The organism is Microcystis sp. M53602_WE12, assembly GCF_030065455.1.
In the GTDB taxonomy this organism is placed as follows: Bacteria; Cyanobacteriota; Cyanobacteriia; order Cyanobacteriales; family Microcystaceae; genus Microcystis; species Microcystis aeruginosa.
Window position 1 is genome coordinate 1 of record NZ_JASJFB010000079.1, and the last position, 5,763, is coordinate 5,763.

Below are 5,763 nucleotides of genomic sequence, written 5' to 3' on the forward strand. Positions count from 1 at the left end.
AGTAGCTAAACTTAATCTTAAAGTGTCAAGACAACGTAAAGACAAAGCAATTAAAGACGCTTTGGCGTTAGTCCAGTCTAATGATCTGGTAGTTTATGAAGCTTTAAAGGTAAGAAACTTAGTAAAAAATCGTCAGCTTGCCAAGTCGATTTCTGATGCTTCTTGGTATCAATTCACTGAATGGTTGAATTATTTTGCCAAGATTTATCGGATTGTTTGTATTGCTGTTACTCCCCATTTCACGACTCAAGATTGTTCAGTTTGTGGGACGAGAGTTCAGAAATCATTAAGCAATAGAACTCATCAATGCCCTAATTGTAAAACAATCTTAGATAGGGATCATAATGCAGCAATCAACATTCTTAAAAAAGGGTTGCAATATTTGGGAAATTATCTCAACGGTACTGTTGGGCAAACAGAAACCGACCCAAACGCATAATAGAGAGTCCGGCCTCTGGGTTTTCAGTGGAGACATTGAGAATCTAAGCTGTCTCGTTGAACAAGGAATTTCCGATAGTGATAGGTCAAGAATCCCCCGTCACAGCGTAGCTTGACGGTGGGAGTATGTCAATTTCTGGCTTTGCGGATAGCACTCCCTAGCATTAAACCCCCAAGGGTAATATAAGCAAGAACGCTGCTGGATTCTGGAGTCGTTCTTTTAGATGCAACACGAATCTGAACAAGAACATCATCGTCATCATCATCTACAGTGAAAGATGCAGCGTCATCAAGATGAGCTAAGAAGATATTAGCATCTAGTAACTCAAATGTATTTCCTCCGAAACCAAGGCTATTATCTAGATCTGAAAAAACTATTTGTGAAGCCATATCTGTGCTTCCAATTGTAGCGAAAAAACTTTGACCATTCCAGTTAGTTAGAACTGCCAGTGGAATTGGTTGATCTGGATTAAAAGACCCCAAAAAAACCTCACTGTTTGTTGATGGATTATTCGGCAATCCTGAAAGAACTGGAACAAAGTTTTCTGAAGTAGTCCCAAGACCAAACTCAGAATTGGCACCAGCACCACCTCCTAAGGATTTAACGTAAATATCAACCTGATCAGGAAATTTAAACTCTGCTGCACTGCTTGGATTAGTAATACCGCCAACGAATAAAGCAATAGCAAAAGTAAATAAGGGATATTTGGGGTTGCAGGGATTGAACATTTTTGTTGCTCCTCAAAAATTAATTCTTTTTTTGTTGTTCGTTATCTTTTGTTCCTTGAGAACAAGGTTCATGCTTTTAGTTTGACCAGTGAGCAAAAATTCCCCAGTCGTCTGGAACAGGCGAACCAAAAGATTCGCCCGCTGAAAATCCTTGATTACGTCAACTCCTTCTAGAAGAGAACCGAAATAAAAGACATCGGCACCAGTGCCGCCAGTGAGGATATCATTGCCATAGCCGCCATAGACAAAGTCATTCCCAGCGCCTCCTAATAGAACATCCTTGTCGGCTCCGCCAAAGAGATAATCAGTGTCGTTTCCGCCTGATAAAGTGTCAGCACCCGCTTCGCCAATGAGCAAGTCACTACCGTTTCCGCCGAAGACATTGTCATTTCCAGCGCGGCCGAAGATGATATCTGCACCATCTCCACCATCAATGTAGTCGTTGCCTATTCCACCGTCGATGTAGTCGTTGCCCCCTTGGCCGTAAATGCTATCATTCCCTTCATTCCCGTACATGGTGTCATTACCGAAACTGCCGAACAAGAAGTCATTGTAAATTGTACCGTTGTAAACTGGCATTAGCTGTCAACTCCTGTGAATTAATTAAGTTGATGATTCAAGTCAAACATTCAGAGCAAATAACATTCAATAGATACTGAATAACAAATTGGTATCAGCCAACAACTCTAAATAACTTTAAATAGCTCTAAATAACCGTACATAACTTTTAATAACCATTAATAACATTGCTTTCTCTTTCTCATAAAAATATTGACAAATCCGAGGAAATGATGTAATCTTTAAATATCTCTATTAATTTTTGATTATTTTTGAACTAAAAATGGTTGGCATTCCTGACACGATAGGAACTAAAGATAAAGACCTATTGCAAAAAGCATTTCTAAACCAGATATTGCAAAATACTGGTTTGATAAAAAATCAAGATCATAGTTGTTTATTTCAACTTCTATATCATCCCAAAAATCAAGATAAAAAAAGAAGTGAAATTGTCGAAATAATGAAAGATAAGCATAATCTTCATTATACGGAAGCAACTATTAATGAATATGCGAAAAGAATTAGGAGAATAATGGTAGATGTGTTTAAACAAGCGATGATAGACGATGGATTAGAATTAAGTGTCAATTTAATTACTACTAAATATGAGAAGAAAGGAAAACCTCAGAATTCAATTGAACCTCATCAAGTGACTTATCAATGGTTATGGGAGAAAAAATTTCCTCGGATGGGTTGGGAATTAGCAAAAGAAGTTGCTGCACCTGCTTGTAATAAGTTAACGATGCTGGATATTAATGAAAATTTTGAGGTAGAAAAATCCCCTAATGGAGGAGCCTCAAACGGGAGTTCAAAAAGGGGTCTAGTTATGAATGGTACTGTAATTAAGCCAGAGCCAGATAAGGGTAATTATATTTATCTTAACAAGCCCCATTATTTATGGGTTAATTTACCTGACAATGGTCAATATTTATTATTAATTAATGAGACGGTAGAAGGAAATTTTTATCTCTTTAGTCCTTCAAGAGCATTTGCCTATGTTCCTTATACTAAGCTGTCAGAAGGACTTCGTTTACCCCCGTCTGAAGGACTAGCTCGATTTTTCCAATATGATGCAGTAGGAGATGAATATTTTCTGGCAATTGTCACAGAGCAACCCATTGATTTATCTTGGGTTAATGGGGAATCTGACCCTACAGATATTATTTTAAGTCAAGAGCGTCTTGAGGAGATATTTATTAAATTGGGTCAACAGGGTAATAGTGAAGTGTTTTATAAGCGGTTTAAGGTGGTGGAACAAACAATTAATTACTCTGAGCAATCGGCAACAATAATCAACAACAAAAACTTAGTTTATTAAAGGAGAGGATCAAAAAATATTAGAAACTATCAAAAAATTACAGCAATAAACTCAATGTAAACCTACAATACTTGATCAAAAGGCCATCAATCATGTCTCTACCTCTTTCCTCTATTTTAGTGACCCTATCTCTCGGTTTGGGCTTTGTTTCTCTCCCTCTACCCATTCAATATTTGCCTGTAAATGCCATCGCTCAAGTCAATTCCCCCTCAACGGCTCAGGACTTTTTGGATCAGGGAGTAAAACAACTACAACAAGGTGATTTAGAGGCTGCCATTAATAATTTTAATGAAGCAATTAGACTTAATCCTAACTATGCTCAAGCTTATGGCAACAGGGGCATCGCCTATAGTCGTTTACAGCAATATGAGAAAGCCCTTGCTGATTATAACCAATATATTCGCTTTAATCCCAACTCAGCAGAAGCTTACTATAACCGAGCAACTCTCTACGATAAGTTAGGAGATTATCAAAAAGCGATCGCAGATTATGACCGAGCTATCCGCCTTAATCCTAATTTCAGTCAAGCGATTAGTAACCGAGAAATTGCCTACAATAATCAATTCCCGCAACAACAGCCACCCAATAGCAACCCCGCAAAAGTTCCAGTTCCACCCAATAGCAAACCCGCAAAAGTTCCACCCAATAAAAAACCTGCAAGGGTTTCAAGATCAAGAGTATTCTTTCCTGAGAATGGTCAGGGAGTGTACAACTTTGATCGGAAATCTGCGAGTAGTATCCTCAAAATTATACCGCCATCTGGTGCGGAAAATATGGTGATAAAGTTAGAGGATAAAATTAGCCGTAAACGGATCTGTTGGTTCTTGATATTAAAGGGGCATTCCTACGAAACACCCATTCCACCGGGGCAATATATAATAAAGTTGGCTACGGGTAAAAAATGGTATGGAGATAGACATCTGTTTGGTGCTAACGCATCCTACAGCAAAATTGACAAGGTGATCACTATTCCTGAGAATACACACTACACGATAGCTCTTACTCCAAGCCTATTGGGTACTCTCAAAGAAAAAAAGATCGGAGTGAATCAATGGTAGTAATAAGTAGCGGATGCTTATAACCTGTGGGGGCTTGTCTATGTAATGTCAGGAGATTATCAAATAAGGAATCCCTGACTTACAAAGATCAGTAACTTTATTTCAGCAACAGGGAGATAAAACACAAGCTCAAAAAATATTACAAGTTCTTAATAAAATGTCGTAATAACCTTGGTTTATTCAAGGAGAATGGTAACATAAATTAAGCAATCATTAACCCGATATTATAACTAGACCGCATCCTGTCAGCGATCGCCCTTGCCCATTGTCAACAGTAATTGCCCATAAAATAGGAAAAAAAATGCAAATTTCCATTCAACTAGACGATGAACACGCTCAAAAACTAGCCTATATTCAACAAACCACCCAAGAAAATACTTTAGAAACCATTCAACAAGCCATTGAACTACGCTATCAACAACTCCAAGAAAAAACACACGATCCCCTAGCTAAATTAAAACAAAGTTCCTTTATCGGTAGCTTTGAAGCAGAGGCTGACTTTGCCGAAAACTCAGAAAACATTTTGCATTCACTCCTATCCGAAAAAAATGATCATTGCTGATACAGGATTCTTTCTCGCTCTTGGCAATCGAAAAGACAAAGATCACTCGTTAGCCATTCAAACTATTTATAGTCAAAATGAAGCCTTAATTACCACCTATCCTGTTATCACCGAAACCTGTTATTTACTCTTAGCCAGAATAGGTAATCAGGCGCAAATCAACTTTTTGCAGGGATTGGTTAACGATAACTTTGAAATATTTCATTTACAAAATCATCATATTGAACGAATGATTGAATTAATGGATCGTTACGCTAACTTACCGATGGATATGGCAGACGCTTCTTTGATTGTATTAGCAGAGCATCTAGGACATGGAAGAATATTAACTGTTGATCGTCGAGATTTCAGTATCTATCGTTGGAACAATACGGAGGTTTTTAACAACTTATTGTAGGAGATATTTATTCAGGGTAATCAGGGTAATAGTGAGGTGTTTTATAAGCGGTTTAAGGTGGTAGAAAAACCCATTAATCACTCTGATCAATCAGCAACAATAATCAGCAACAAAAACTTAGTTTATCAAGGAGAATAGTAACATGAATCAAGCCATAATTAACCAGATAAAACAGTATAACCAGACCATAATAAACCTATATCAGCTAGGGCAATATGAGCAAGCGATTATCTTCGCTCAACAAACCTGTGATTTAGCCAAAAGTTACTCACTAACTAATGAGCCTATTTATGCTGATTCTCTGAATAACTTAGCCCTATTATATAAGTCAATAGGGAAGTATGAGCAAGCTTTATCTCTTTATCAACAAGTTCTCGAAATTGATGGTAAAAGTTTAGGTATTGACCACCCTAACTATGCTGTTTCTCTGAACAATTTAGCATTATTATATGAGTCAATGGGACAGTATGAGCAAGCTTTACCTCTCTCTCAACAAGCTCTGGAAATTCGTGGTAAAAGTTTAGGTATTGACCACCCTAACTATGCTGTTTATCTGAACAATTTAGCATTATTATATGAGTCAATGGGACAGTATGAGCAAGCTTTACCTCTCTTTCAACAAGCTCTGGAAATTCGTGGTAAAAGTTTAGGTACTGACCACCCTGACTATGCTACTTCTCTGAATAACTTAGCCCTATTATAT

Annotated in this window: 7 protein-coding genes and 1 pseudogene; 6 read left to right on the forward strand and 2 right to left on the reverse strand. The window is 37.6% G+C overall.

All coding sequences use genetic code 11. The features are described from left to right. A pseudogene (locus PX482_RS03385) lies at window positions 1–554 on the forward strand (RNA-guided endonuclease InsQ/TnpB family protein); the annotation flags it as partial. Between the two features lie 13 nt (window positions 555–567). On the opposite strand, the gene PX482_RS03390 reads toward PX482_RS03385, so the two are convergent. Next, window positions 568–1,167, reverse strand: coding sequence for a hypothetical protein (locus PX482_RS03390; RefSeq protein ID WP_002758919.1), 600 nt, complete (start codon window positions 1,165–1,167; stop codon window positions 568–570). Between the two features lie 12 nt (window positions 1,168–1,179). Further along, entirely contained in the window at window positions 1,180–1,746 is a 567-nt protein-coding gene (locus PX482_RS03395) for a calcium-binding protein (RefSeq protein ID WP_002758921.1), read from the reverse strand. A 262-nt stretch (window positions 1,747–2,008) separates the two neighbouring features. On the opposite strand from PX482_RS03395, the gene PX482_RS03400 reads away from it, so the two are divergent. The 5 genes from PX482_RS03400 to PX482_RS03420 form a co-directional block, all read left to right on the forward strand. Then, window positions 2,009–3,043 (forward strand): hypothetical protein, encoded by a 1,035-nt coding sequence (locus tag PX482_RS03400; RefSeq protein WP_288056751.1) that lies wholly within the window; start codon window positions 2,009–2,011, stop codon window positions 3,041–3,043. 92 nt (window positions 3,044–3,135) lie between these two features. Beyond that, window positions 3,136–4,101 (forward strand): tetratricopeptide repeat protein, encoded by a 966-nt coding sequence (locus PX482_RS03405; RefSeq protein WP_002758924.1) that lies wholly within the window; start codon window positions 3,136–3,138, stop codon window positions 4,099–4,101. Between the two features lie 301 nt (window positions 4,102–4,402). Next, window positions 4,403–4,663 carry a hypothetical protein gene (locus PX482_RS03410; RefSeq protein WP_002758926.1) on the forward strand — a complete coding sequence of 87 codons (261 nt, stop codon included), beginning with the start codon at window positions 4,403–4,405 and terminating at the stop codon, window positions 4,661–4,663. Further along, window positions 4,650–5,060: a type II toxin-antitoxin system VapC family toxin gene (locus PX482_RS03415; RefSeq protein ID WP_012264691.1), complete on the forward strand. Its 411-nt coding sequence runs from the start codon at window positions 4,650–4,652 to the stop codon at window positions 5,058–5,060. The genes PX482_RS03410 and PX482_RS03415 overlap by 14 nt, the downstream gene beginning before the upstream one ends. Window positions 5,061–5,202: 142 nt before the next feature. After that, a partial coding sequence (locus PX482_RS03420; RefSeq protein ID WP_288122062.1) for a tetratricopeptide repeat protein occupies window positions 5,203–5,763 on the forward strand: 561 nt, incomplete at its 3' end.